The sequence below is a fragment of the Streptomyces sp. WMMC500 genome, assembly GCF_027497195.1.
In the GTDB taxonomy this organism is placed as follows: domain Bacteria; phylum Actinomycetota; class Actinomycetes; order Streptomycetales; family Streptomycetaceae; genus Streptomyces.
This window is the reverse complement of record NZ_CP114905.1, coordinates 6061035-6084592: the sequence shown is the minus strand read 5'-3', so window position 1 is coordinate 6084592 and position 23558 is coordinate 6061035. Positions and strand designations below refer to the sequence as shown.

Annotated in this window: 16 protein-coding genes; 2 read left to right on the top strand and 14 right to left on the bottom strand. The window is 74.8% G+C overall.

Going from position 1 to position 23558, the window contains the following annotated elements; genetic code table 11:
- Window positions 1–40 precede the first annotated feature (40 nt).
- The 5 genes from O7599_RS26145 to O7599_RS26125 form a co-directional block, all read right to left on the bottom strand.
- Entirely contained in the window at window positions 41–1681 is a 1641-nt protein-coding gene (locus tag O7599_RS26145; protein ID WP_281618060.1) for a 2Fe-2S iron-sulfur cluster-binding protein, read from the bottom strand.
- Window positions 1678–2574, bottom strand: coding sequence for an FAD binding domain-containing protein (locus tag O7599_RS26140; protein WP_281618059.1), 897 nt, complete (start codon window positions 2572–2574; stop codon window positions 1678–1680). Before O7599_RS26140 ends, O7599_RS26145 begins: the two co-directional genes overlap by 4 nt.
- A 253-nt stretch (window positions 2575–2827) precedes the next feature.
- Window positions 2828–4495, bottom strand: coding sequence for a beta-N-acetylhexosaminidase (locus O7599_RS26135; protein ID WP_281618058.1), 1668 nt, complete (start codon window positions 4493–4495; stop codon window positions 2828–2830).
- Window positions 4496–4688: 193 nt separating this feature from the next.
- On the bottom strand, window positions 4689–4988 hold the full coding sequence (locus tag O7599_RS26130) for a DUF3039 domain-containing protein (protein ID WP_281618057.1): 300 nt from the start codon (window positions 4986–4988) through the stop codon (window positions 4689–4691).
- Window positions 4989–5018: 30 nt separating this feature from the next.
- Entirely contained in the window at window positions 5019–5600 is a 582-nt protein-coding gene (locus O7599_RS26125) for a YqgE/AlgH family protein (protein WP_281618056.1), read from the bottom strand.
- A gap of 553 nt (window positions 5601–6153) precedes the next feature.
- On the opposite strand from O7599_RS26125, the gene murA reads away from it, so the two are divergent.
- Window positions 6154–7515, top strand: coding sequence for a UDP-N-acetylglucosamine 1-carboxyvinyltransferase (gene murA, locus O7599_RS26120; protein WP_281618055.1), 1362 nt, complete (start codon window positions 6154–6156; stop codon window positions 7513–7515).
- 123 nt (window positions 7516–7638) lie between these two features.
- Here the strand turns inward: murA and O7599_RS26115 are convergent, their stop codons facing one another.
- The 9 genes from O7599_RS26115 to O7599_RS26075 all read right to left on the bottom strand — a co-directional run bounded on the left by O7599_RS26115 (window position 7639) and on the right by O7599_RS26075 (window position 21486).
- Window positions 7639–7920: an HU family DNA-binding protein gene (locus O7599_RS26115; RefSeq protein WP_027741684.1), complete on the bottom strand. Its 282-nt coding sequence runs from the start codon at window positions 7918–7920 to the stop codon at window positions 7639–7641.
- A 269-nt stretch (window positions 7921–8189) separates the two neighbouring features.
- Window positions 8190–9623, bottom strand: coding sequence for an NAD-dependent malic enzyme (locus O7599_RS26110; RefSeq protein ID WP_281618054.1), 1434 nt, complete (start codon window positions 9621–9623; stop codon window positions 8190–8192).
- Between the two features lie 398 nt (window positions 9624–10021).
- The gene (locus tag O7599_RS26105; RefSeq protein WP_281618053.1) at window positions 10022–12352 is read right to left on the bottom strand and encodes a UvrD-helicase domain-containing protein; all 2331 of its coding nucleotides are present in this window, start codon (window positions 12350–12352) and stop codon (window positions 10022–10024) included.
- A gap of 185 nt (window positions 12353–12537) precedes the next feature.
- On the bottom strand, window positions 12538–13260 hold the full coding sequence (locus tag O7599_RS26100; protein WP_281618052.1) for a zf-HC2 domain-containing protein: 723 nt from the start codon (window positions 13258–13260) through the stop codon (window positions 12538–12540).
- Window positions 13257–13805: a sigma-70 family RNA polymerase sigma factor gene (locus O7599_RS26095; protein ID WP_027741680.1), complete on the bottom strand. Its 549-nt coding sequence runs from the start codon at window positions 13803–13805 to the stop codon at window positions 13257–13259. The genes O7599_RS26100 and O7599_RS26095 overlap by 4 nt, the downstream gene beginning before the upstream one ends.
- 79 nt (window positions 13806–13884) lie before the next feature.
- Window positions 13885–15027: a uroporphyrinogen-III synthase gene (locus O7599_RS26090; RefSeq protein ID WP_281618051.1), complete on the bottom strand. Its 1143-nt coding sequence runs from the start codon at window positions 15025–15027 to the stop codon at window positions 13885–13887.
- Between the two features lie 60 nt (window positions 15028–15087).
- Window positions 15088–16473 (bottom strand): nitrate/nitrite transporter, encoded by a 1386-nt coding sequence (locus O7599_RS26085; protein WP_281618050.1) that lies wholly within the window; start codon window positions 16471–16473, stop codon window positions 15088–15090.
- 295 nt (window positions 16474–16768) lie between these two features.
- The gene (locus O7599_RS26080; RefSeq protein WP_281618049.1) at window positions 16769–18145 is read right to left on the bottom strand and encodes a GTP-binding protein; all 1377 of its coding nucleotides are present in this window, start codon (window positions 18143–18145) and stop codon (window positions 16769–16771) included.
- An 80-nt stretch (window positions 18146–18225) separates the two neighbouring features.
- Window positions 18226–21486, bottom strand: a complete 3261-nt coding sequence (locus O7599_RS26075) for a GH116 family glycosyl hydrolase (RefSeq protein WP_281618048.1) — start codon at window positions 21484–21486, stop codon at window positions 18226–18228.
- A 210-nt stretch (window positions 21487–21696) separates the two neighbouring features.
- On the opposite strand from O7599_RS26075, the gene O7599_RS26070 reads away from it, so the two are divergent.
- Window positions 21697–23484, top strand: a complete 1788-nt coding sequence (locus tag O7599_RS26070; RefSeq protein ID WP_281618047.1) for a serine/threonine-protein kinase — start codon at window positions 21697–21699, stop codon at window positions 23482–23484.
- Window positions 23485–23558 lie beyond the last annotated feature (74 nt).

Genomic DNA, 23558 nt, shown 5'->3' with positions numbered 1-23558 from the left:
GGGAGAGCGGTCGCGGCCGTGTGCTCCGGGGCGGGGGGCGTCACCGTGGGCCTCCCTCGTGGGGGTTCGGGGGGCGGGGCGGGGGCATGCGGACCGTGTCCTGGACGGGGTGGGCGCCGCCTTCGCCCGGGCCCGCCTGCTGCGGGATACGGGCCCGCTCGGCGTCGTCCGCGGCGTCCTCGTCCTCGGGGGCGCGGCGGCCCGCGATGACCTCCTGGACGGCGTCGAGGACCGCGCGGTAGCCCGTGCAGCGGCACAGGTTGCCGCTCAGCGCCCGGCGGGCCTCCAGGTCGCTCGGCGAGTGGTTGCCCTCCAGCAGGTCGTGCACCGTCATCGCCAGGCCCGGCACGCAGAACCCGCACTGCACCGCGCCCGACGCGGCCAGCGCCCGCTGGACGTCGGAGTGCACACCCTGGTCGGCCAGGCCCTCGACCGTGCGGATCTCCGCGCCCGCGGCCGTCGCCGCCGGCACCAGGCACGCCGCCACGAGCCGGCCGTCGACCTTCACCGAGCACGCGCCGCACTCGCCCTGCGAGCACCCGTCCTTCGCGCCGGCGAGGCCGAGCCGCTCGCGCAGCACGTACAGCAGGGACTCCCCGATCCACGCGCCGGTCACCGGGCGGTCGGCGCCGTTGACGCGCAGCACGTACGACGCGAGGGGGTGTTCGTCGGGCGGCAGGGCGGGCGACGGGGCCGTCCCGACGGCGGCCGCCTCCGGGAGCTCGTCTGTCTGGTCTGTCTGCTCTGTCTGGTCCGCGTCCGGTGGGCCGGGCGGTACGTCCCGGGCCTCCGGCGCCGCGTGCTCCCGCGCCTCGCCGTCCGGCTGCGCCTCGCCCGCGGAACGATCGTGCAGCGCGTACTCGCCGGAGTCCTCCGGCAGGTCGTCGGGCGCGGTCGGGATCGCCCACGAGGGCGCCGTCCCGCCGTCCTGCCGCACCGGGCGCCACGCGCTGATCTGGCCCTCGGCGGGCGGTCCTTCGCGGTCGGCGGGGTGCTCGGCGTGGCCCGGCACGTCGCCGTACGGGCCGTCGCCGGCTCCGGGGTGCGCGGCGCCGGACCAGGTGCCCGGATCCGGGTCGTGGTCCGCGGGGTAGGCGGGGTCGGCGCTCCACCTCGGCGCGGTCCGGCCCGGGTCCTGCTGAAGTCCGTACGCGCCCTGCGGGTCACCCCCCGCGCCCTGCGGGGCACCTCCCGCACCCTGCGCGTAGCCTGCGGCGCCGTCCGCCATCGCCGCGCGCCGGCTCTCCGCCACCGCGCGCCTGCCCGCCTGCCCGAAGCCCCCGGCCCCGGGCCCGGGCCGCCGGCCCTGGCCCTCGGCCTGTCCGTAGCCGCCGCCCTGGCCCGGATCCGGCGCGCCCTCCCCGTATCCGTACGGCGCGCCCTGCCCGTACTCCTCCGGAGCCTCCGGCACCTGCCCGGCGGTCTGCCCGCTGAGCCCCTCCGGGATCTGGAACGCCCCCGTCTGCCCCGGGTCCGTCGCCGGAACCGCTATCGGCGGCGGCACGTACCCGTGCCCCGGCGCCGCGAGCGGCGCGCCCGCGTCCGCCTCCTGGAACACCTCCGGCGGCAACTGCACGAACGCCGTGGCGTCCGGGTCGCCCTCCGGGCCCTGCGGCATCGGCTGCCAGCCCCCGGTGCCGTACTGCGGCTGCTGCTCTCCGCCCGTCTGCTCCCGGCTCACGACAGCGCCCTCCCCAGTGCCCGGCGCGCCAGCACCGCCACCGTGCGCCGCAGGTGCAACGCCGCCGCCGGCAGCCGCGGCGCCTCCTCGCCCTCCGGGCCGGGCGGCGGGTCGGGGATGCACGCGGCGGCGACGTACTCGCCGAAGGCGGCCAGCGCCTCCGGGGGCAGCCCGCGGTGGCCGTCCCAGTCCATGAGCCCCGCGACCCACTGCTCGGCCTCCATCGGCCGCAGCGGCGCCGGCGCCACCGCGCCGACGGCGCACCGCACCGAGCGGCGCGCCGGGTCGAGCACCAACGCGACGGAGGCGACCGCGCGTCCCGGCCCCGTGCGGCCCGTTGCCTTCAGGAACACCTGCGGCGCGTGCAGCAGCGGCGCCCGTACGAACGCGATCAGCTCGCCGGTGCGCAGCATCTCCACGCCCGCGAGCAGGTGGCTGACCGGGATCTCGCGGTGTCCGCCTTCGGGTTCGGCGATGAGCACGGTGGCGTCGAGCGCGGCGAGCACCGGCAGCGCGTCGCCGGTGCGGCCGGCGGAGGCGATGTTGCCGCCGAGGGTGCCCGCGTTGCGCACCTGCGGCGGGCCCGCGGCGCGCGCGGCGGCGGCGAGCGCGGGGATGAGCGCGGCGAAGTCGGGCCGGCCGATGCGCGCGTGGGTCAGGCCGCTGCCGAGGAGGGCGGCGCCGTCCTGGTAGTGCCAGCCGCGCAGCTCACTGATCCGGCCGAGGCCGACGAGCGCGGACGGGCGCAGCAGGCCCGCGTTGACGGCCGCCATGAGGTCGGTCCCGCCGGCGACGGGCACGGCGGCGGGCATGGCGGTGAGCGCCGCGACCGCTTCGTCGAGCGAGTCCGGCAGCACCACCGTCTGTGCGGCCTGCGGTGCGTGAGTGGTCAACCCGGCTGCCCCTTCCGCAGTGTCCCCCAGGAGTTCCGGCCGTTCCGCCGTACGGTACGGGCTCCCGGCCGGGACGTGGCAACTCTGGCACATCCGTCACGGTCCGGGGCCGCCTCCGGCGGCGCGGAAGAACACGAGCGTACCCCGCTCGGCGGCCAACTCGCGGGCCCGGACGGGGACCTGGTCGGCGACGCCGAGTGGGGATTGTCACTCTTCGGGGAGGCTTGTACGACTTCCGGGGCAGCCGTCCGGGTCACACGATCGGGGGCGGCCCTTCGATCGGGCGTCCGAGCACCCCGGGGCGCCGCTGCCACGGCCGCGGGCCGCCGGGCGGGCGGTAGTCGACGCCGAGGGCGTCGAGGCGCCCGTAGTGCTCCTCCATGCGGGCCGCGAACCCGGCGAAGTCCCGCTCCGCGGACGGCGGCAGGGCGGACCAGGCGACCTCGGCGAAGGCCGCGAGCCGCGGGTAGACCTGGTAGTCGAAGCGCTGCGGGCTCTCCAGCACCTCGCTCCAGACGTTGGCCTGGGTGCCGATGACGCGCGCCGCCGCGTCGCCGTCGAGCTGCGGCGGTACGGGCTCGAAGCGGTAGAAGTCCTCCAGCGTGCGCACCTGGGCGATCGGTACGGGCTCGTCCGGGGCGCCCGATTCGCGGTAGTTGAGGTAGACCTGCTGCTCCGGGCACATGACGACGTCGTGGCCCGCCCGCGCCGCGGCGATGCCGCCGGCGTAGCCGCGCCAGGAGGAGACGGTGGCGCCGTCGGCGAGGCCGCCCTCAAGGATCTCGTCCCAGCCGATGAGGCGCCGGCCGCGGTCGGCGAGCCAGCGGTCGAAGTGCCGGATGAACCACGACTGCAGCTCGTCCTCGTCGGCGAGGCCGAGTTCGCGGATACGGGCCTGGGCGGCCGGCGAGGACTTCCACTGGTGCTTGGGGCACTCGTCGCCACCGACGTGGACGAACGTGGACGGGAAGAGGTCGAGCACCTCCTCGAAGACGCCCTCGTAGAAGCGCAGCACCTCCTCGGTGGGCGCGAGGACGTTCTCCGAGACGCCCCACTCGCACCAGACGCCGAGCGCCTCGGTGTCGACGACGTCGGTGTTGCCGAGCCAGGGGTAGGCGTGGATGGCGGCCTGGGAGTGGCCGGGGATGTCGACCTCGGGGACGACGGTGATGTGCCGGGCGGCGGCGTACGCGACGATCTCGCGGATGTCGTCCTGGGTGTAGAAGCCGCCGTGCGGGCGCTCGTCCCAGATGTCGGAGGCGCGGTGGCCGACCTTGGTGCGCGGACGCCAGGAGGCGTCCTCGGCGAGCTTGGGGTGGCGCTTGATCTCGATGCGCCAGCCCTGGTCGTCGGTGAGGTGGAAGTGCAGCACGTTGAGCTTGTGCGCGGCCATCAGGTCGAGGTGGCGCAGCACTTCGCGCTTGGTGAGGAAGTGCCGGCTGACGTCGAGCATGAAGCCGCGCCAGCCGAACCGCGGGGCGTCCTCGACGCGGCAGTGGGGCAGTTCCCAGGCGTGCTCGCCGAGGGGGGCGGTGCGGTACGCCCGGGGGCCGAGGAGCTGGCGCAGGGTCTGCGCGCCCCAGAACAGCCCGGCGGGGCCGCCGCCGGTGAGGCGGACGCCGTCGGGGCCGATCTCCAGCCGGTACGCCTCGGGGCCCGCCGTACCCACCGGGCCGCCCGCGGGGCCGCCGGCGAGGGCGAGCGCGGGGTCGACGGCGAGGCGTACGGCGTCGGTGAGGGTGCCGTCGTCCGGGTCTCCCGGGGCGAGCGGCAGCCCGGTGGCCGCGCCGAGCTGGGCGCGCAGCCACCGGGCGACGTCGTCGGCCCCGGCGCCTGCGGCGAGGACGGTGCCCTGGCCCAGGGCGAAGGTCGCGGTGTCGCTGGTGCGGGCGGCGCTGCGTGGCGCGGGGATGAGATCCATGAACTCATCCTGCCCCAGGACGGCGATTTGGACTAGACCATTCCGTCCGCGGATCGGGCCGCCCGGACGGCCCCGTACGCGGGCAGCCCGGCCCGCACACGGGGCGTACGCGACGCGGGCGGGGGTACGGGCCCCGCGTCGCCGCGGGCGCCGCCGGCGCGGTCCGGGGACCGGGGACCGTGGCCGAGTGCCGCTACTTCTTCTTGCCGCCGTCCTTGTCGCGGTCCTTGCCGCCGCCGGCGCCCATGGACTCGTAGATCTCCTTGCACATGGGGCAGACGGGGTACTTCTTCGGATCGCGCCCCGGGACCCACACCTTGCCGCAGAGCGCCACGACGGGCGTGCCGTCGAGCGCGCTGGCCATGATCTTGTCCTTCTGGACGTAGTGGGCGAAGCGCTCGTGGTCGCCGTCGCCGTGCGACACCTCCGGCGTCGGTTCGACGAGGGTGCCGGTGCCGGTTCCGCGTTCGGGCTCGGGGAGAGGAGTGCTCATGGTGGCCAAGGGTACCGACGGCGGCGCGGATCAGTTCAGGCTCGGGTCGTCCGGATATGTCGCGACCATGGCGAGCTCGCCGCGCTGCCGCCGCAGCACCGCCCGCCACAGCCCCTCCGGCGCAGGCGAGGACACGTCCCCGGGCTCGGACTCCACGACGTACCACGCGCCGTCGTCCAGCTCCTCCTCCAACTGCCCGGGGCCCCACCCCGCGTACCCCGCGAAGATCCGCAGCGTGCCCAGCTCCGCCGCCAGCAGCTCCGGCGGCGCGTCCAGGTCGACCAGCCCGATGGCCCCGTGCACCCGGCGCCAGCCGAGCGGCCCCTCTCCGCTGGATCCGCCGCCCTGGTCGCCGGGGACCACCGCGAGGCCGAGCGCGGAGTCGAGGGAGACCGGCCCGCCCTGGAAGACCACACCGGGGTCGCCGGCGAGGTCGGCCCAGTCCCGCAGCACGTCGCTCACGCCGACGGGCGTCGGGCGGTTGAGCACGACGCCGAGCGACCCCTCCTCGTCGTGGTCGAGCAGGAGCACCACGGTGCGGGTGAAGTTCGGATCGGTCAGGGCCGGCGTCGCGACCAGCAACCGGCCCGTGAGGGATGACACCTCCGTCATGCGGACATGATCCCGCAGTTACGGGCGTGTGGGGAGCGGACGTCTCAGGAATACGGCAATGCGCGCACCCGCGCGCCGCGCGCCCCGGCCCGGGCGCCTCTCCCGGCCCACCGGGTCCGCACGCGACGCCCTGCGGGGCGCGCACGAGCGCGCGCGGGGCGCGACCCCCGGGGGCGCCACGCCCCGGACCCCCGGCGGTTGTGCGGGGCCCGGCAGCGCGCGCGCTCCCCGGGGGCGCCACACCCCTGGGCCCCGGCCGGTCGCCACGCTGCGCGGTCCCGTACCCGCGGACCCGCGCCTTGGCCCACACCGCCCCCGACCCGCACTCCCCCACGCCCCCGCCGGTCACCACGCGCACCCGCACGCCGTGCCGCACCGCGCCGCGCGGTCACCCCGCGTACCCACGTGCCGTACGCAGAGTCCCCCGAAGGCGCCGTTCCGGTTCTGTAGCGAATTCATGACGTTCCCCGGCCCGACCCGACCCGGGGAACGGGGGTAGGCGGGGCATTAGCATTTCTGTCTGTCCCAGCCCGTCTCCAGGATCGCGAGCCTCATGACAGCTCCTGACAGCGCCGATGTCCTTCTCGTCCACGGCGGTACGCCCCTCAGGGGCGAAATCCACGTCCGCGGGGCCAAGAACCTCGTGCCCAAGGCGATGGTGGCCGCGCTGCTCGGCAGCTCCCCCAGCCGGCTGCGCAACGTCCCGGACATCCGCGACGTGCGGGTGGTGCGCGGCCTGCTGCAGCTCCACGGCGTGACCGTGGGCCCCGGCGAGGAGCCCGGCGAGCTGGTGCTGGACCCGACGCACGTCGAGAGCGCACACGTCGCGGACATCGACGCGCACGCGGGCTCGTCCCGGATCCCGATCCTCTTCTGCGGCCCGCTCCTGCACCGCCTCGGCCACGCCTTCATCCCCGGCCTCGGCGGCTGCGACATCGGCGGCCGGCCCATCGACTTCCACTTCGACGTGCTGCGCCAGTTCGGCGCCCGGATCGACAAGCGCGCGGACGGGCAGTACCTGGAGGCGCCGCAGCGGCTGCGCGGCACGAAGATCCGGCTGCCCTACCCGTCGGTCGGGGCCACCGAGCAGGTGCTGCTGACGGCGGTGCTGGCGGAGGGCGTCACCGAGCTGTCCAACGCTGCCGTCGAGCCGGAGATCGAGGACCTCATCTGCGTCCTGCAGAAGATGGGCGCGATCATCGCGATGGACACCGACAGGACCATCCGTATCACCGGCGTCGACAAGCTCGGCGGCTACACCCACCGCGCCCTGCCGGACCGGCTGGAGGCCGCCTCCTGGGCGTCCGCGGCGCTCGCGACCGAGGGCGACATCTTCGTACGCGGCGCGCAGCAGCGCTCGATGATGACGTTCCTCAACACCTTCCGCAAGGTCGGCGGCGCCTTCGACATCGGCGACGACGGCATCCGCTTCTGGCACCCCGGCGGCCCGCTGAACGCCATCGCGCTGGAGACCGACGTCCACCCGGGCTTCCAGACCGACTGGCAGCAGCCGCTGGTCGTCGCCCTGACGCAGGCATCGGGGCTGTCGATCGTGCACGAGACGGTCTACGAGTCGCGTCTCGGCTTCACCTCGGCGCTGAACCAGATGGGCGCGCACATCCAGCTCTACCGCGAGTGCCTGGGCGGCACGCCCTGCCGCTTCGGGCAGCACAACTTCCTGCACTCCGCGGTCGTGTCGGGACCCACGAAGCTGGAGGGCGCCGACCTGGTCATCCCGGACCTGCGCGGCGGCTTCTCGTACCTCATCGCGGCACTGGCGGCCCAGGGCACCTCGCGGGTGCACGGCATCGACCTGATCAACCGCGGCTACGAGAACTTCCTGCAGAAGCTCGCGGACCTCGGCGCGCGCGCCGAGCTGCCGGAGGTCCCGGCCGTCGCCGCCGCGGCCGGCTGAGCACCGGCGGGCGCGCACGGGCCGTACGGGCCCGTACAAGCGGCACAGGCGGAGGGCGGCCGGGACAGGCGAAGGGCGGCCGCCCCTGCCGGGGTTCGGCCGCCCTCCTTCGGTCTGCGGGCCTTACTTGCCCTTCGCCGCTTCCTTGAGCTTCGAGCCGGCCGTGACCTTCACGCTGTAGCCAGCGGGAATCTGGATCGGCTCGCCGGTCTGCGGGTTGCGGGCGGAGCGCGCCTTGCGGTGCGTGCGCTCGAAGGTCAGGAAGCCGGGGATGGTGATCCTCTCGTCGCCCTTGCTGACGACCTCCCCGGCGACCTCGGCGAGGGCGGCCACGACGGCGTCGGCGTCCTTGCGGGTCACCTCGGCGCGTTCTGCGATCGCGGCCACCAGCTCACTGCGGTTCATATCTGTCTCCCGTGTTTTCTTGCCATTGAGGCGTGAGATCAAAGCCGATGCTGCCAGGACCCGCTGACAGTCCCCGTAACCGGGTCCCGTGACAGCGCCTCGCGCCCGACTACGCATCCTGCCCTCACCTGCGGCGGAAACGCCAATCCGGCGCCCTGGCGCGTCGTACACCGCAGCCCGTCCATCCGCACACTTATGACGTACGCACGGTCCGAAAGCCAGCCGACGCGCCGGGGCCGGGCCCGTTCCCACGCGGCGTACAGGGGCGGTTACGGTCCGCTGGTCGGGGGCTCCGTGACGCCCGCCGCCTGGGCGGCGTCGCGGACCGCGTCGGCGACCGTGGGGGCCACCCGGTCGTTGAAGACGCTCGGGACGATGTAGTTCGGGTTCAGCTCGTCCGCGTGCACGACGTCGGCGATGGCGCGGGCCGCGGCGATCATCATCACGGAGTTGACGGTCCGCGAGTGCGCGTCGAGCAGGCCGCGGAAGACGCCGGGGAAGACGAGCACGTTGTTGATCTGGTTCGGGAAGTCGCTGCGCCCGGTGGCGACGACGGCGGCGTGCTCGCGGGCGGCGGCCGGGTCCACCTCGGGGTCGGGGTTGGCCAGCGCGAAGACGATCGCGTCGGGCGCCATGGCGGCCACGTCGTCGCCGTCGATGACGTCGGGGGCGGAGACACCGATGAACACGTCCGCGCCGCGCACGGCGTCCTTGAGCGTGCCGGTGAGGCCGTCGCGGTTGGTGTTCTCGGCGATCCAGTGCAGCGCGGTGCCGGGCGCGGAGTCCACCAGGTCGGCGCGGCCGGAGTGGACGACGCCGTTGATGTCGGCGACGACGGCGTGTTTGGCGCCGGCGTCGATCAGAAGCTTGAGGATCGCCGTGCCGGCGGCGCCGGCCCCGGACATCACCACGCGCACGTCGGCCAGCTCCTTGCCGACCACCCGCAGCGCGTTGGTGAGCGCGGCGAGCACGACGATGGCGGTGCCGTGCTGGTCGTCGTGGAAGACCGGGATGTCCAGCGCCTCGCGCAGCCGCGCCTCGATCTCGAAGCAGCGGGGCGCGGAGATGTCCTCCAGGTTGATGCCGGCGAAGCCGGGGGCGATGGACTTGACGATCTCCACGATCGCGTCGGTGTCCTGGGTGTCCAGGCACAGCGGCCAGGCGTCGATGCCGGCGAAGCGCTTGAACAGCGCGGCCTTGCCCTCCATCACCGGCAGCGCGGCCTTGGGGCCGATGTTGCCCAGGCCCAGGACGGCGGAGCCGTCGGTGACGACGGCGACGCTGTTGCGCTTGATGGTCAGCCGGCGCGCGTCCTCGGGGTTCTCGGCGATCTGCAGGCAGACGCGGGCGACGCCGGGGGTGTAGATCATCGACAGGTCGTCGCGGTTGCGGATCGGGTGCTTGGACTGCATCTCGATCTTGCCGCCGAGGTGCATCAGGAACGTACGGTCGGAGACCTTGCCGACGCTGACGCCCTCGATGCCGCGCAGCTTCTCGACGATGGAGCGCGCGTGGTCGGTGGAGGCGGCGGCGATGGTGACGTCGATGCGCAGCCGCTCGTGGCCGGAGGCGGTGACGTCGAGGCCGGTGACGCTGCCGCCGGAGGACTCCACGGCGGAGGTGAGCTGGCTGACGGCGTTGCCCCCCGCGGGCACCTCAAGCCGGACCGTGTTCGAGTAGGAGACGCTTGGCGCCGTTGCCATGGCCGTGTGTTCCCTCTTGTGTGGTGAAGCCACGGGGCGCGACACGCCCCGCTGCGGATCGGTTTGATGGTCGCACCTACCGGGCGGTATCCGGAAACCCTCCGGGAAGCGGAATCACTTTTCCACAGCACGGGACGGCGGGCAACGCGCGGCTCCCGGACGCACACGCGGCTCCGGAAAGACCGCGGGCCGGGTGCGCGGCACTGCCGCACACCCGGCCCGGAGAAGCCTGGTGGCACCGACCCGCCAGCTCGCCTCGCGGCAAGTGGGCGCTCGAAGCGCCGATGGTTGGGCCCGGGGGCATGGATCGGGCCGGTGCCACTTGCCAGGCTAACAAACCGTCCCCGTAAGGCCATTCCCGTCTCGGCGGCCCCCCGGCTCCCCGCGGTCGCCGGGACCTACGCGCGCAGCAGGTCCGGGACGCCGTCGGCGTCGGGCAGGTCCGGCGGCGCGGCGACGACCGTCAGCCGCTGCGTCGCGCGGGTCAGTGCCACGTACAGCACCCGCAGGCCCGCCGGCGACTCGTCCGCCATCTCCGCCGGCGAGAGCACCACCGTCGCGTCGTACTCCAGCCCCTTGGCCTCCAGGCTGCCCAGCACCACCACCCGCTCGCCGAGGTCCGCCAGCCGCCCGCGGGCCTCGTCGCGGCGGCCCATCGGCACCACCACGCCCACCGTGCCGTCCACGTCCGCCAGCAGCCGGCCGACCTCCCCGCGCACCGTGTCGTACGGATCCGCGCCGGCCACGGCGAACGCCGGCACCACTCCGGTCGACCGCACCGCCTCCGGCGGCTCGGTGCCGGGCATCGCCAGCGCCAGCACCCGGGAGGCGACCTCGGCGATCTCCGCCGGGTTGCGGTAGTTGACGGTCAGGGTGAAGCGGCGCCGGGGGCGGGTGCCCAGCGCCTCCGCGCGGGCCGCGGCGGCCTCCTCCGGGTCCGGCCACGAGCTCTGCGCCGGGTCGCCGACGACCGTCCACGTCGCGTGCCGGCCGCGGCGGCCCACCATCCGCCACTGCATGGGGGTGAGGTCCTGCGCCTCGTCGACGATGACGTGCGCGTACTCCTGCCGCTCCTCGTCGCGGCGGCGCACCGCCGGCGCGGTGCGCTCCGCGTACGTCGTCAGCTCCTCCAGGCCCGTCAACTGGTCCAGCGGGTCCTGCTCCCGCTTCCTGGCCGGCCGCGCGGGCGCGCCGAGGAGCACCTGGAGCTCGTCCAGCAGCGCCACGTCGTGCACGGTCAGCCCGTCGCGGGCCAGCGAGCGGGCCAGGCCGCGGACCTCCGCCGGATTCAGCACGCGCCGGGCGAAGCCCGCGAGCCGCCGCTCGTCGGCGAGCGACGCGAGCACCGCGCGCGGCGTCAACTCCGGCCACCAGGCGTCGAGAAAGGCGAGGAAGTCGTCCTCGGTCGCGATGTCCTCGTCGAACGCCGCCCGCGCCTCCGCGGCCAGCTCCGGATCGTCGTAGCGCGGCCGGGAGCCGGACTTCTGCCACAGCGCGTCCAGCAGGAACCGGCGGGCCCTGGCCCGCAGCAGGTTGACCGGCGCCGTACCGCCCAGGACCGCCTGCCGTACGCGCCGCAGCTCCCGCGCGTCCAGCTCCACCCGGGCGCCGAACGCGACCACCCGCAGCCGCTGCGGCACGTCGCCCGCCGTCAGCGCCCCGCGCGCCGCCCGGCGCAGCACCCGCACCATCCGCGCCGACCCCTTGACCCGGGCCACCGCGGGCTCGTCGTAGAGAGCCGCCTCGGCGCCCTCGACGAGCGAGCCCACCGCCCGGATCGCGACCTGCCCCTCCTCGCCCAGCGACGGCAGCACGCCCTCGGTGTACGCCACGAGCAGCGGCGTCGGGCTGACGACGAGGATCCCGCCCGCGTACCGCCGCCGGTCCTGGTAGAGCAGGTACGCGGCGCGGTGCAGCGCCACCGCCGTCTTGCCGGTGCCCGGCCCGCCCTCCACCTCCGTGACGGACGCGGCGGGCGCGCGGATGACGGTGTCCTGCTCGGCCTGGATGGAGGAGACGATGTCGCGCATCGCGTGCGTACGGGCCCGGCCGAGCGCCGCCATCAGCGCGCCGTCGCCGACGACCGGCAGCGCGGCGCCGGCCAGCGTCACCGACAGCTCCGGCCGCAGCAGGTCGTCCTCGACGCCGAGCACCCGGCGGCCCTTGGAGCGGATCACGCGCCGGCGGACGACCCGGCCGGGCGCGACGGGGGTGGCGCGGTAGAACGGCGCGGCGGCGGGGGCACGCCAGTCGATGACCAGCGGGGCGTAGTCGGCGTCGAGGACGCCGAGGCGGCCGATGTGCAGCGTCTCGGCGATCCGCGCGCGTGGCCCGCCGCCGCCGGTGTCGGTGCCGGTGGCGGTGCCCGTGCCGTCCGTGTCGGCTGTGCCGCCCTCCACGGCGTCGTCGGCGGGCTCGACGGAGGTGTACGCGCCGTCAGGGCCGCGGACGCCGTCCTTGCCGGGCAGGAGGTCGATGCGGCCGAAGAGGAAGTCCTCGAACTCGCTGTTCAGCCGGTTGAGATGGACGCCGGCGCGGAAGACCTGCGCGTCGCGCTCGGCGAGCGCGCCGGGGGTGCCGACCTGGCCGCGCTTGGCGGCGTCGCTCATGAGGAACTCCGCCTCGTGGATCTTCTCCTCAAGGCGGTCGTACACGCGGTCCAGGTGGTCCTGCTCGGCCTGGATCTCGCGGTCCCGGACGGAGTCCGGGGCGGTGATGTGCGCGGTCACCCGCGGCCCCCTTCGTGCGGACAAGGCAGCCGTTCATCTTACCTCTCGCGCACAGGCGAGCAGAGGTCAGCCCAGGTCGGCGGGGGTGTGCGGGCGTGACGGAGCCGGCAGCGGGGCGGAGTGGCCGGGTGCAGGCAGGGCGGCGGGGCGGAGACGGCGGGGCGGGGGCGGCCGGTCCGCCGCCCTCAGCCGGCGTCCGTCGGGACGACCACCAGGCGGTCGCCGTCCGACGTGACCACCTCGAAGTGGTCGATGTCGTCCGGCGACATGCTCGTCCCCCCGGAGGTCCGCAGGCTGTTCCCGCCGCCCTGGCCGCTGGCGCCCGCGTTTCTGCCGGTCCCGGCGCCGTAGCCGTCCGCCGGGACACCCCAGCTCGTCACGGTCTCGTGCGAGCCGTCCTTGCCCACGGCCTGGAGGTCGCAGCGGCGCGGGCCCGTCACCCCGCGCAGATCCAGGTCCACGCTCGTCCCCCAGGTCACCGGGCGCATGCCGATCCTGGCCTCCACACCCGTCTCCGGGTCCACGGCCCTGACCTCCTGCCCCGCGACGTCCTCCTGCCGCTGCTCCGCCGGCTCGTCACCGGTCAGCACCACCGCCGTCACCACCGGCGCCGCGACCGCCACCACGGCCGCCGCCGCCACCGCGACGACCAGCTTCCGGCGCACCCGGCGCTGCCGGGCCCGTACCGCGGTCAGCTCCGCCAGCAGCCGGTCGAGCGCGCCGGGCGGCGGCTCCTGCTCCTGCGGCGGCGGCACGTCGGCCAGCATGTCGGCGACCGGGACCAGCTCCGCCAGCGCGGCGGCGCACCGCTCGCAGCCGGCGAGATGCTCCTCGAACCGCTCCGCCTCGTCGTGCTCCAGCGCGCCGATCGCGTACGCGCCGACGTCCGGATGCCGTTGCTCGGTCACGGCACCACTCCCCGTTCCTCCAGGGACAACCGCAGCGAGCGCAGCGCGTAGAACACCCGGGAGCGCACCGTTCCCGCCGGTACGCCCAGCACCTCGGCCGCCTCGTTCGCCGTCCGGCCCCTGAAGTACGTCTCCACCAGCGCGGCGCGGTGGGCGGGCGTCAGGTCGGCGAGCGCGTCGGAGATCGTCATCAGCCGCAGCACCCGGTCGGTGTCGTCGGCGGCCGGGACGCTCTCCAGCGGCGCGGGGTCGGTCTCGCGCGGGCGCGCCTGCCGGCTGCGGTGCCCGTCGATCACTATCCGGCGGGCCACGGTGACGAGCCAGGGCCGCACCGAGCCGTCGGCGGCGGCCAGCTCGTCGGCGTGCCGCCAGGCGCGCAGCAGCGTCTCCTGCACGACGTCCTCCGCCCGGTGCCGGTCCCCGGCGACCAGGCGCAGGACGAAGCCGAACAGCGGGCCCGCGTGCTCGCGGTAGAGGACCCGCATCAACTCCTCGTCGGGAGTCGGCTTCGAGCGCTGCGCTGCCACCACGGCATCGTCCCGCATTCCTCACCTCCGGGTCGAGGAGTACGGAGAGCGCTGCCGGAGCGTTCAAAGCGGCGCACCCGCGGATACGCGGCGGTGCCTACCCTTCGGCGTACTTGTCGTCCGTGGGCGGGTCCAGGGACAGCCGGTAGCCGCGTTTGACGACGGTCTGGATGAGCTTCGGCACGCCCAGTGCCGTACGCAGCCGGGTCATCGCCGTCTCCACCGCGTGCTCGTCGCTGCCCGCGCCCGGCAGCGCGCGCAGCAGTTCCGCGCGGGAGACGACCCAGCCCGGCCGGTGGGCCAGGGCCCGCAGCAGCGCCATGCCCGCCGGCGGCACCGCGCGCAGCCCGCCGTCGATGATCACGGCGTGGCCGCGGATCTCCATGCGGTGGCCGGCGACCGGCAGCGGCCGTACGCGGCCGGGCAGTTCGAGGGCGACGAGCTGGACGAGCGGCCCGAGGCGGTAGCGCTCCGGCTGGAAGGTCGGCACGTCGTGCCGCTCCAGCGGCAGCGCCGTGAGCGGTCCGACGCAGGCGGGCAGCACGTCGTGGCGCAGGGCGTCGAGGACCTCGTCGCGGCAGCGCCGGGCCGCCGCCCGGTCCAGGAAGCTCGCGGCGGCCGGGGCGCTGGTGAACGTCACCGCGTCGACGCCGCGGACGACGACCGCCTCCAGCAGCCGGTCCAGCGGCGCCGGGTCCTCCGGCGGCATCCACCGGTAGACCGGCACCACGATGACCTCCGCCCCCGCGACGCGGAGCGACTCGACGAACCCCGGCAGCGGCTCGCCGTGCTGTTGCAGCACCACCCGCCGCCCCTCGGCGCCCTCCGCGAGCAGCCGCTCCAGCACCTCCGCCATCGACTCCGACGCCGGCGACCACGACTCGGTCAGCCCCGCGGCCCGGATCGCGCCCCGCACCTTCGGGCCGCGCGCCAGCAGCTCCACGCCCGCGAGCTTGTCGAGCAGCGCCTCGCCGAGGCCCCAGCCGCCGGCGGCCTCGACCCAGCCGCGGAAGCCGATGGCGGTGGTGGCGACGACGACGTCCGGCGGGTCGTCGATGAGCGCGCGGGTGGTGTGGAGCAGTTCGTCGTCGTCGTGCAGGGGCACGATCCGCAGCGCGGGCGCGCGCTGCACGACCGCGCCGCGCCGCTCCAGCAGGGTGCTCAGCTCGTCCGCGCGGCGGGCGGCCGTGACTCCGACGGAGAAGCCCTCCAGGGGTTTGACCCCGGCGGTTACGGTCATGGTTCGCTGCTCCCCGGTCGGTGCCGTTCGTGCCGTTCTGTGCCGTTTGTGGCGTTCCGCTCACACCCCGGCGTACGCGGGCTGCCGGGGTTCCGGGTCGTCCGCGCCGTCCGCGCGGGCCGCGCGCGTGCGCGGCCCGCGCAGGTACACGGCCCAGGTCACCACGAAGCACACAGCGTAGAAGACGAGGAAGGCCACGCAGGCGGCCGTGCCGTTGCCGTTGGCGAGGAAGGACTGCCGGAACGCGAGGTTGATGCCGAGGCCGCCGAGCGCGCCGACCGCCCCGATGAGCCCGATCGCGGCGCCGGACAGCCGCCGCGCGTACGTGTTCGCCTGCTCGCCCCGCAGCCCCATGGCGAAGGCCTTGGCCTGGTAGATGCCGGGGATCATCTTGTACGTGGAGCCGTTGCCGAGCCCGGAGAAGAGGAACAGCGCGACGAAGCCGACCAGGTACACCGGCAGCGACTCGCGTACGGAGGCGAAGACGACGACGGCCGTCGCGCCGGCCATCGCGGCGAAGTTCCACAGCGTGATCCGCGCCCCGCCGTACCGGTCGGCCAGCCACCCGCCGACCGGCCGGATCACCGAGCCGAGCAGCGGCCCGATGAACGTGACGGCCGCGGCCTGCAGCGGGGTGCGGTCGAACTGGGTCTGCAGCACGAGCCCGAAGGCGAAGCTGTAGCCGATGAACGAGCCGAAGGTGCCCACGTACAGGAACGACATGATCCACGTGTGCGCGTCCCTGACCGACTCCTTCGCCGCCCCGGTGTCGTTCCGTACGGGCGCCAGGTTGTCCATCCGCAGCCACGCGAGCGTCGCGGCGACGATGATCAGCGGCATGTACACCGCCAGCAGCACCCGCGGCCGGCCGTCGCCGGCGACGGCGATGACGAGCAGCGCGACGAGCTGGATGACGGGCACCCCGATGTTGCCGCCGCCGGCGTTGAGGCCGAGGGCCCAGCCCTTGCGGTGCAGCGGGAAGAAGGCGTTGATGTTCGTCATCGACGAGGCGAAGTTCCCGCCGCCGACCCCGGCGAGCGCGGCGACCAACAAGAAAGTGCCATACGACGTTCCCGGCTCCATCACCGCGAACGCGGCGGTGGTCGGCAGCAGGAGCATCAGCGCGCTGAACACCGTCCAGTTGCGCCCGCCGAAGCGTGCGACGGCGAAGGTGTACGGCACGCGCACGCAGGCGCCGACGAGGGTGGCGACGGAGACGAGGAAGAACTTCCCGGCCGCGTCGATGCCGTACTCGTCGCCCATGAAGAGGACGAGCACCGAGAAGAGAGTCCAGATGGAGAAGCCGATGTGCTCGGAGAAGACGGAGTAGAGGAGGTTGCGGTTGGCGGTCTTCTCGCCCTTCTCCGCCCAGAACTCCTCGTTCTCGGGATCCCACTCCTCGATCCAGCGCTTCCCCCTGCGCGCGGTCTGCCCGGAGCCGGTCATCGCAGCCGTCCCTGCCCTTCGTCGCGGGTCGCCGGCCCTTCGGGGGCGGCGGATCTGGTTCAGGGTGACCGTAGGGACGGCGGGTTTCCACCCTGTGTTGACAAGTGACGCGCGCGCAACCGTGCCCTCACGGGAGGGGGTCTTGACAGGTGAGGAAACGGGTGTCGCGGTCGCGGGGAGGGCGGTGGGCAGGCGGTTTACGCGCGCAGGTCCTGGTGTATCGCCGGATTTCACGCAGATGTAACAGGGGTGCGGCGGCGGTCATGCGGGGGCCGCGGCGCGGGCACCGCGGGCGTCAGGGCGGGGGTGCGGAGGCCGGGAGGCGGTGGACGGGGCGGGGGTAGGCGGGGTGGAACGCGGCGGGCGGTGCCGCGGCCGTGGTGGCCGCGCCCGCCGCGGCGTCGGCGGCGCGCACCGCGCTGGCGAGCGCGGCGTCCAGCTCGGCCGCGGGGCAGGCGAGGCGGGCGTTGACCAGCGCCCGCGCCGAGCGCATGGCGCCGCCGTCGGAGTCGACCTCCGGCGCCCGGCCGTCGCCGACGGCGGACGCCTTCGTCGTACGCCCGTCGGGCGCGGTGAGGTGGACCTTGGCGTGGCCGACGAGCGCGACGCCGGCGGTCAGCTCGGCGAGCAGGACCGCGACCCAGCGCGCGGAGGAGAAGCCGGCGGCGGGGGCCTGCGGCACGGCGCGGATCTCGGCGGTGTGGTTGAGCCAGGCGAGGCGTGCTTCGGCGGCGGCGTAGCGGTCGTAGTCGATGACGAGGTCGCGGTCGGCGCCCGGCCCGGGACCGGCGGCGACGCCGGGCCCGGCGGGGGCGGGGTCCGCGGCGGCGTTCGAGCCCGCGGAGGGGTTCGGGGACATGAGGCCGCCGGCGCCCGCGGGGCCGTCCGGCCCGGCGGGGGCATCCGGCCCGGCGGGGGCATCCGGCCCCGCGGGCGCGTCCGGCCCCGCAGACGCATCCCGGCCCGCAGGGGCGCCCGGACCTCCGCGGGCGTCCAGGCCCCGAACCGCATCGACGCCCGCAGGCGTGTCCGCGCCCGCCGCCCCCGCAGGGGCCTCCGCGCCTCCGCCCGTCAGCATCGCCGCCAGCGCCGGCACGCCCGTGCCGGTGCGGGCCGCGTACGTCCGCACCGGCGTGGTCGGGTGCAGTGCCGCCAGCGCTGCCCGTACCGCCGTCAGCAGCGCCGGGTCCGTCGTGTCCGCCTTGTTGAGCGCGATCACGTCGGCGTCGGCGAGCTGCCGGTCGAAGAGGTACGCGAGGTCCGCCTCCCCGGCCCGGCCGATGGCCGCGAAGCGGGCCGGGTCCACCACCGTGAGCAGCGGCGCGACGCGGAACCGCGCCCCGTACAGCCGCTGCAGCGGCCGTACGACCGTGGCCCTGAGGTCCGTACAGCTTCCGACCGCCTCGGCGAGGACGGTGTCCGCGCCGTACTCCCCGACCGCCCGGGTGACGACGTCGAGCAGGTCCTCGAAGCGGCAGCAGAAGCAGCCGCCGGTGACCTCGCCGGCCCAGCCGGCGGCGGCCGCGGCGAGGCGGGTGTCCACGAGGTCGTCGCCCTGGTCGTTGGCGACGATCGCCACCCGCCGCCCGCGGGCGCGCAGTTCGCGGGCGAGGGCGGCGAGGGTGGTGGTCTTGCCGGCGCCGAGGAAGCCGCCGACGGCGGCGAAGGTCACGGGGGCGGCTGGATCAGCCGGGCCGGCCGGTGCAGCCGGGCCGGGCGCGCCGGCCGGCCCCGTCCCCGTACGCGACGGCCTCACCGGTACGTCACCTCCAGCGTCTCCCCCGCGCGCAGCACGACCTCCTCGGCGAACTCCGCCGCCGTCCGCGCCCCTTCCGCCACCGTCCCGCGTACCGTGACGCGCCGGCGGCGCCCGTCCCGCCCGGTCACCTCCGCAGTGGCGGCCCGCGCGCCCGCGCGCGCCGGCGCGGCCAGCGACGTCAGCCGCAGCACCCCGTAGCGCAGCTCCGCGCGGGCGGTCAGCGTGCGGCCCCGGCGGCGCTGGCGGTACAGGCCCCAGCCCGCGGCGGTGACGAACGCCGCCGCGAAGTCCCCGCCGCGCTCCATCCGGGGCGCGAAGCCGAGGCGCCCGCGCGGCCCGTGGTAGTCGAAGCCGGTGGCGGCGAGGTAGACGGCGTGGCTCATCATGGCGCGCGCGTAGTGGTCGGAGCACTCGATCTCGTTGTACGGGTTCCGCTTCTCGGCGCTGTGCCGGTCGTGCACGGCGCGGGTGACGGCCAGCGCCTCGTCGGTCATGCCCTCGTGCATGAGGTGGGCGGCGAACTGGTACTCCTGCCCGGTCCACACCTCGTTGAAGTAACCGATCGCGAAGGGCTCGCCGGTGCCGGGCGCGGTGTCGCTGCCGCCGAAGGGCCAGGTGCACATGACGGTGCCCGCCTCGCCCGCGGTGGAGTACACCCGGCCGCCGGGGATGCCGGAGACCTCCTTGTAGGACTGCGCGTCGGGCAGGAAGTTGTGCCGGTAGAGGTTCGCGAGCGCGGTACGCGCCTTGTCCTCGGGGAAGACGCGCGGCAGGCCGAGCTGGAAGGCGTACGCCTGGCCGTACATCTGGTCGATGTGGCAGCCGCGGTTGGAGTTGATGGCGTCCGCGTGGGCGGGGTCGACGAGGTGCTCGAAGTAGCCGTAGCGCTCGTTCCACATCCGCGCCTCCAGCTCCTTCGTGCCGCGCGCGGCCAGCTCGCGGCACTCGGCGGCGAAGGCGGCGTCGGCCATCTCGTCGGCCATGGCCGCGGCGGCGTGCAGGGCGGCGACGTAGAGGCCGGAGATCCAGGGGATCTCGCCGTACCAGGAGGCGTCGAGGGTGTTGTACTGCTCGCCTTCGAGTACGCCGTCCGCCAGGCGGCCGTCGAGCGCGTCGGCGCGTGTCAGGTACTCGGTGGCCTTCCTGACGCGCGGCCAGACGCGGGTGAGGAACGCGGCGTCGGGGGCCATGAGGTGTTCGCGGTACGTGCGCAGCACGTTGCCGCACTGGCCGTCGTGGGCGACGTGCCGGGCGGCCTCGCCGCGGTAGTCGACGGCGCCGGTGTCCTCGTGGAAGGCGAGGCCGAGGTCGACGCGCTCGCGGGTGTCGCGCTCCAGCGCGGGGAAGAGGCGGGCCGCGGACTGGGCGTAGTTCCACACGTGGGTGCAGGTGCCGTCGCAGCAGTAGAGGCCCTCCCAGGCGTAGAAGCGGCCGTCCTGGAAGCGGTGGGCGGTGGAGGTGGCGAGGGTGGAGGCGGGGGCGAGGGTCCGTTCGAGGAACCAGTGCGGGAGGGTCGCGTCCTCGTACCAGGTGCGGACGAAGTCGTGCGTGGCGGCGGCGAGTTCGTCGCCGCGCCGCCCGATGTGCGCGGCGGCGGCGCGGGCGTCGGCGAAGCGGGTGCCGTAGTGGCGGCGGAGCGAGCCGGCGCCGGTGAGGTAGCCGAAGAGCTGCCGGTCGACGCGGTCGAAGTGCCAGGCGAGGACGAAGCGGACCCGGGCGGTCGCGCCGGGCGCGAGGCGTACGGGGACGGTGACGGTCCCGGCTTGGCCCTCCCCGGAGCGGGCGCGCCCGCCGTCCGCTTCCGCGGGGGCGTCGGGGGAGTCGAAGAGGGCGCCGGGGGTGGACCAGTCGGCGACGGAGGGGCGGACACGGGCGTCGGGGTGGGCGGCGGCGAGCGCGAAGGTGCCGTGGTCGGTGAGGTCGTCGAGGGGCTGCTCGGCCACGGGGACGTCGGTGAACCGGATGCGGTCGACGTTGAGGTGGCCCCAGCCGCCGGTCGACTCGTCCACGATCTCGATGGTGGCGCGCTTGCCCTCGTGGGCGCTGACGTCGTACGCGCGTGGGGCCATCGGCTCGGCGTTGCGGCCGGTGAAGGAGGCGACGGTCGCGCCGTCCACGACGACGTTGACGCACGCCTTGCCGGCCTGGCTGCCGCCGCCGACGCTGACGGCGACGTAGCGGCGCTCGATGGTGAACGGCTCGCTGACGAGCTTGCCCTGATGGCCGTCGGCCGCGGCGGCGTCGCCGCCGGCGCGGAAGTGGTGGGAGGTGACGAAGCGGGTGCCGGAGACGCCGAGGTCGCCGAAGCGCTTGAAGTAGTCGGGGCATTCGACCTCGGTGACGGGTCCGGTGCCGAAGGCGGTGCCGGTGGCGGTCCAGCGGGCGTAGTCCGTACGCTCCCAGTCTTCGAAAACGATTTCTTCACGCGGCGGCTCGGGAAGCGTGCCCCGACGGGCGCCGAACTGCACACCGACGGCTTCCCCGTCGAAGGCGGCGGCGGTGAGGGTGACCGGCTGGGCGGTGCGGCTGCGCAGGCACACGGGGTTCTCGGCGAAGCCGAGGAGTTCGGCGGCGAGGGGACGGTCGGAGGTGTTGCGCAGGGCGTACTCGAGAACGGTGACGGGGAGCGAGGAGTCGTCGACGGCGGTGGGGACGAAGGGGGAGTACGCGTCGAGGGTGACGGCGAGCGGGACGGCGGGGTCGGCGTAGGTGACGGTGCCGACGGGATAGCGCCCGCGGAAGACCACGTCCCCGAACCCGGTGCCGTCGAGCGCCCGGGTTCCGCCCGTCCCCTTCTCCGACTTCCAGCGCAGGGCGAACCCGGTGGCGAACGGCGTGGTCACCGGGAGCGGTTCGGCGTAGTGGAGCCCCTGCCAGTCGGCGCCGCCGTAGGGGAAGCTGTCGGGGTTGTCCACCTCCCACAGCCACAGCCGCCCGTCCCCGGCGAGATAGACCTGCCCGGCCGCCACCCCGCCCACGGGCATCCCGACGTTGCGGAGCGCGTCCCCGCGGTACGCGGTCCCCTCCCCCCGCCGCCCCAGTTCCTTGAACCACCTCTGGTCCAGCCCCTTCTCGGCCGGCACGGCCACGGCACCCCGGGGCGGCAGCCCCAGCGCCACGGCGGCGGCGGCCCCGAGCGCGACGAACCCGCGCCGGTTGAGCCCGTCCGGCACGGCGGAGCCCCGTGGCGGGCAGCAGCCGGTGCCGGGACGGCAGTCGTGAGCGCCGGTTCTGCCGGCGTGGTCGACGGTCATGGCGGGCCTCCGCATCCCTCGACGCCTCGATATGAAATCGATTTCGGAAGCTAGGGACGCCCACGCGGCCCGTCAACCCCCCGCGCACAACCCGTTGTTGCAGGGTTGTTGCGCTCCGCGGCGAGGACATCGAAGGAAAGTCGGTACGCTCCGCGTTGACTTCGGGGTGTCGGCAGGAGCCCGACCGCCGTGAACAGGGGGACGATCACCATGACAAGCACGCCTTCAGCCGGCCTTTTCAAGCCGCTGGAACAGAGCGACCCGGCCGTCGTCGGGGGTTATCGGCTCGCCGCCGTGCTCGGCACGGGCGGCATGGGAAAGGTGTATCTCTCCTACACGCCCGGCGGCCGGCCCATCGCGATCAAGGTGATCCGGGCCGAGTTCAGTGAGGACCCCGAGTTCCGGCGGCGCTTCCAGCGGGAGGTCCAGGCCGCGCAGCGGGTGCAGGGCCTGTACACCGCGCCGGTCATCGACTCCGACACCGAAGGCCCGCAGCCCTGGCTGGCCACCGCGTACGTGCCGGGCCCCTCGCTTGCGCACGCCGTGGCGCAGCACGGCGCACTGCCGCTGGGCAGCGTGCTGCTGCTGTCCGTCGGGGTCGCCGAGGCCCTGCACGTCATCCACGGCGCGGGCATCGTCCACCGCGACCTCAAGCCCGCCAACGTGCTGCTCGCCTCCGACGGCCCCCGCGTGATCGACTTCGGTATCGCCCGCGCCGCGGAGAGCACGGCGCTCACCGGCACCGGGGTCAGCGTGGGCACCCCGTCGTTCATGGCGCCGGAACAGGCGGCGGCCGGCACGATCGGGCCGGCCACCGACATCTTCGCCCTCGGCCAGATCGCGGCCTTCGCGGCGATCGGTTCACCGGCCTACGGCGAGGGGTCCTCGCACGCGGTGCTCTACCGGATCGTGCACGAGGACCCCGATCTCAGCCGGGTGCCGGCGGAGTTGCTGCCCCTGGTGACCCGCTGCCTGACCCGCGACCCGGACGGCCGGCCGAGCCTGACGGAGGTCATCGAGCTGTGCCACGAGATCTCGCCCGAGCCGCTGCGCCAGGGCGAGGACTGGCTGCCCCGGTCGGTCGCCGGTTCGATCACCGAGCGGCTGCAGTTGCCGGAACCGGCGAAGACCCCGCCGCCGCAGCCGACCGTCGCGCCGACACCGACCCAGTACGCGCCGCAGCAACCGGCGCCGGGCCCGGCCAACCCGTACCCGCCGGCCGGGTTCCCCCCGGCCGCCGCCGCGCCGACGCAGACCGCGCCGGGCGTCCCCGGAGCGATGCCGCCCCCGCCCGGCCACCCGATGCGGCCCACTCCCCCGCCGGGCCACCGCCCCCCGCCGCCGGCCGTCCACGGTCCCTACGCACACCCTCAGCCGCCCAAGCGCAAGCGGACCGGGCTGATCGTCGCCGCGTCGGTCGTGGGAGCCATCGCGGTCCTCGCGATCATCGGCGCCCTGCTGCCGAACGACTCCGGCAAGGACGACGCGAGCAAGTCACCGGGCAGCAGCGCCGGCGCCAACACCGGTGGCGGCGCCGACGGTCCGGAGGAGGAGGCGGCCTCGGGCGCGAAGGACAAGCCGCGGCCCGACCCGGAGCCGGTCTCGTACGAGGGCATCGACATCACGCAGAACTACGCGGTCATGCTCGCCGACGACCCCCCGCGGCCGGAGGAGGGGGACGTCCAGTACAGCGGCCACGACCTGTACTACTACGTCGACACCCTCTTCTCGGACTCCTGGATCGGCTCCGACAACGGGAAGTTCATCCTGCTGAACAACGCGCAGGAAGGCTCTCTGGAGACCTGCCGTGCGGAAACCCGCTACACCGAGAAGATCACCCTCGACCAGATCAGCGCGGGATCGCAGTTCTGCGTGCTCAGCGACGCGGGCCATATCGCGGTGGCGACGTACGGCGGCGAGGGCGAGTCGGGCGACGCGACGTACGTCACCTTCGACCTCACGATCTGGCGCAACGCGGAGGAACCGGTAGCGGACTAGCCGGACGGCAACCGTGACCACGAAGACGGGCGGGCTACGTGAGCCCGCCCGTCACCGCCGTGACCCGTCGAGAT